Source organism: Streptomyces spongiae, assembly GCF_009377185.1.
Taxonomy (GTDB): domain Bacteria; phylum Actinomycetota; class Actinomycetes; order Streptomycetales; family Streptomycetaceae; genus Streptomyces; species Streptomyces spongiae.
Genome location: NZ_VJZC01000808.1, coordinates 1 through 3549, shown reverse-complemented (window position 1 = coordinate 3549; position 3549 = coordinate 1). Strand labels below are relative to the sequence as shown.

Annotated in this window: 4 protein-coding genes; 1 reads left to right on the top strand and 3 read right to left on the bottom strand. The window is 70.8% G+C overall.

The window, feature by feature from the left end; all coding sequences use genetic code 11:
- Nucleotides 1-49: 49 nt before the first annotated feature.
- Nucleotides 50-1123, bottom strand: a complete 1074-nt coding sequence (locus FNH08_RS47090; RefSeq protein ID WP_322726565.1) for a FecCD family ABC transporter permease — start codon at nt 1121-1123, stop codon at nt 50-52.
- Nucleotides 1124-1288: 165 nt separating this feature from the next.
- On the opposite strand from FNH08_RS47090, the gene FNH08_RS47085 reads away from it, so the two are divergent.
- Nucleotides 1289-1933 (top strand): PhzF family phenazine biosynthesis protein, encoded by a 645-nt coding sequence (locus tag FNH08_RS47085; protein ID WP_322726564.1) that lies wholly within the window; start codon nt 1289-1291, stop codon nt 1931-1933.
- Between the two features lie 15 nt (nt 1934-1948).
- Here FNH08_RS47085 and FNH08_RS47080 read toward each other — a convergent pair whose 3' ends face one another.
- Nucleotides 1949-2596, bottom strand: a complete 648-nt coding sequence (locus tag FNH08_RS47080; protein ID WP_152778001.1) for a biliverdin-producing heme oxygenase — start codon at nt 2594-2596, stop codon at nt 1949-1951.
- Nucleotides 2597-2783: 187 nt separating this feature from the next.
- A partial coding sequence (gene map / locus FNH08_RS47075) for a type I methionyl aminopeptidase (RefSeq protein WP_152777999.1) occupies nt 2784-3549 on the bottom strand: 766 nt, incomplete at its 5' end.

Here is a 3549-nt window from a genome sequence, read left to right as displayed (position 1 = left end):
GGAGTGGGGCGTCCGCGCAGGCGCCCGGGCGAGAGTGCGCGCAAGGACCTCATGCCCAACCCCCTTGCCTGCGGCGGGTCCTGCGCAGCAGCCAGAAGAAGAAGGGGCTGCCGATCAGCGCGGTCAGGACACCGAGCGGCAACTCGGCGGGCTCGGCGACGGTACGGGCGCAGAGGTCGGCCGCGAGCAGGACGACGGCCCCTGCGAGCGCGCTGCCCGGGATCAGGAACCGGTGGCCGGGCCCGGCGGTCATGCGCAACAGGTGCGGTACGACCAGCCCGACGAAGCCGATGACCCCCGAGACGCTCACGGCCGCGGCGGTGAGCAGCGCGATGACGAGGACGAGGACGATCCGGAGCCGCTCCACGTCCACGCCCAGGTGCCGCGCGGGCCGTTCACCGAGGGCCAGCAGGTCCAGTTTCCGCGCGTACAGCGGCGCCACGACCAGCCCGGCCACCGCGCACGGCAGGACGGCCAGCACCTTCGGCCAGGTCGACTGCGCGAGGGAGCCCAACTGCCAGAAGGCGATCTGGTTCACGGCCGCGGTGTCCTCCGCCAGGAAGACGAAGAGTCCGATCAGGGCTCCCGCGAAGGCGTTCACCGCGATACCGGTGAGGATGAGCGTCACCACCTCCGTACGGCCGCCGGAGCGGGACATCGCGTACACGACGAGGACGGTGCCGAGTCCGGCCACGAAGGCGAGGGCCGACACCGTCCAGTTCCCGAGGAAGTCGAGCCCGAGCGAGATCGTCGCGACCGCGCCCACGGCCGCGCCCGACGAGACGCCGATGACTCCCGGTTCGGCCAGCGGGTTGCCGAACACCCCCTGCATCAGGGCCCCCGCGCACCCCAGCGAGGCCCCGATCAGCAGGGCGAGCACGATCCGCGGGAACCGCACGTTCCACAGCACCGACTCGGGCACCCGGTCGAGAGCCTCGCCGCCGACGCCCATGCGGTGGGCCACGGAGGACAGGACGTCCCCGGTGGGGACGGGGTACGCCCCGATCCCGGCGGCCACCGGGACGAGCACGAGGAGCGCGGCGATGAGGCCGGCGATGAGGAGGGCCGGGGTGGTGCGGCGCCCGGCGCGCCACCGGGCCGTCCGGGACGCCCCGCCCCGCACCCGCGTCGGCTCCTGCGCCGACTCCGCTGCCGGTTCCTCCGCCGGTTCCTCCGCCGATTCCTCCGTCGTTTCCTCCGTCGACTCCTTCGCTCCTGGGGGCTCGACCGGCTTGCCCAGTAAGGTCACGTGGTCCTTCCCTTCCACTGGTGATGTTTCAATGCCCGGGTGACTGATTACGACGTGCTGCGGGTCTTCTGTGGCCCCAGCGGCGGATACGGCAATGAACTGGGCGTCGTGCGCGAGGGCTCGGTCATGCCGGAGCGCGGCGACCGGCAGGCGTTCGCGGCGAAACTCGGCTTCAGCGAGACCGTGTTCGTCGACGACCCCGAGCGCGGGATCATCGACATCTACACGCCCACCCTCCGCCTGCCCTTCGCCGGGCACCCCTGCGTGGGCACGGCCTGGCTCCTGGACGTGCCCGAACTGGTCACGCCCGCCGGGATCGTCGGTGCCCGCCTGGACGGGGAGTTCAGCTGGATCGAGGCCCGGGCGGAATGGGCCCCGCCGCGTACGCTCCGCCAGTACGGTTCCGCCGCCGAGGTCGACGCCCTCCCCGTGCCGTCGCCGGGGGAGTGGATCTACGCCTGGGCCTGGGAGGACGAGGCCGCGGGCCGCATCCGTGCCCGGGCCTTCCCCGGCCGCGACGACGGCATCGACGAGGACGAGGCGACCGGAGCGGCCGCCCTCCTCCTCACCGACCGGCTGGGCCGCGCGCTGAACATCACGCAGGGCGCGGGCTCACAGATCCTCACGGCACCCCAGCCCGGGGGCTGGGTGGAGGTCGGCGGCCGGGTGTTCCTGGAACGCTAGAGGCCACGCCGGAAGTCACGCACTGAGCGGGAACTCCTCGCCCAGGACGAGGAGCATCGTGATGTTCAGAGCGAACGCCCGCTTGCACTCCGCGATGATCCGCTGCTTCTCCAGGTCGTCCGCCCGCACGCGGTCGAGCAGCTCGCGGTAACCCCGCTTGAAGGCGGCGGGGTTGGCGATGTCCTCGAACACGTAGAAGCGGACGCCGTCACCCTTCTTGTCGAAGCCCCACGTCTTCTCCGCGGTGTCGCGGACGACCTGGCCGCCGGAGAGGTCGCCGAGGTAGCGGGTGTAGTGGTGGGCCACATACCCGCCCGGCCAGGTGCGCGCGCACTCGGTGATCCGCCGCGTGTACTCCTCCGTCGCCGGCAGGGCGGTCAGCGTCGACCGCCAGTCCGGGCCGCGCAGATGCGCAAGGTCCTTCTCCAGCGCGGCCAGGCGCAACAACTCGGGCTGGATGAACGGTCCCGCCACCGGGTCGTCGGCCAGCTCCGGCGCGCGGCTCTCCAGCGCCTCGTACACGAACCACAGCTGTTCCGTGTACCGCGCGTACGCGTCGACGCCGAGCCTGCCGCCCAGCAGGTCGCTCATGAAGGTCGCGTTGTGAGCGGCCGTGTGCTGTTCGCGCGACGCGGTGCGGATGAGCGTCGAGAACGAGTCCATGAGGTCTCCGGTGTCGAGGGGACGAAGCCGCTACGATGTTCTTTGGTTAGGCTTACCTAAGTCAAGAGGATTCCGACGCCCTGTCGGTAAAACCCTACCCAGAATCGCCACCGTCCGCACACGAAAGCCCGCCCTCCGGGGAGAGCGGGCTTTCGAGTGGGCGTGGCGTGCGGGCGTGACGCCGGTGCTACGGCAGCGTGAGGACGTCGGCCCCCGTCTCCGTCACCACCAGCGTGTGCTCGAACTGGGCGGTCCGCTTCCGGTCCTTGGTCAGGACCGTCCAGCCGTCGTCCCACATGTCGTACTCGTGCGTCCCCAGCGTGAGCATCGGCTCGATCGTGAACGTCATCCCGGGCTGCATCACGGTCGTCGCGTGCGGGCTGTCGTAGTGCGGGATGATCAGCCCGGAGTGGAAGGACGAGTTGATCCCGTGCCCGGTGAAGTCCCGCACGACGCCGTACCCGAAGCGCTTCGCGTACGACTCGATCACGCGCCCGATGATGTTGATCTGGCGCCCGGGCTTGACGGCCTTGATGGCGCGGGCAAGGGACTCACGGGTCCGCTCGACCAGCAGCTTCGACTCGTCGTCGACGTCTCCGACGAGGTACGTGGCGTTGTTGTCGCCGTGGACGCCGCCGATGTACGCCGTCACGTCCAGGTTGATGATGTCGCCGTCGCGCAGGACCGTGGAGTCCGGGATGCCGTGGCAGATGACCTCGTTGACCGAGGTGCACAGCGACTTGGGGAAGCCGCGGTAGCCGAGCGTGGAGGGGTAGGCGCCGTGGTCGCACATGTACTCGTGCGCGATCCGGTCCAGTTCGTCCGTCGTCACGCCGGGCGCGATGACCTTCGCGGCCTCCTCCATCGCCCGCGCGGCGATCCGCCCGGCGACCCGCATCGCCTCGATCGTCTCGGGCGTCTGGATCTCCGGGCCGGTGTACGGGGTGGGGGCG

Coding starts and splice junctions, on each gene's coding strand:
- FNH08_RS47080 (WP_152778001.1), bottom strand. CDS start 2,596: ATGGACTCGTTCTCGACGCTCATCCGCACCGCGTCGCGCGAACAGCAC.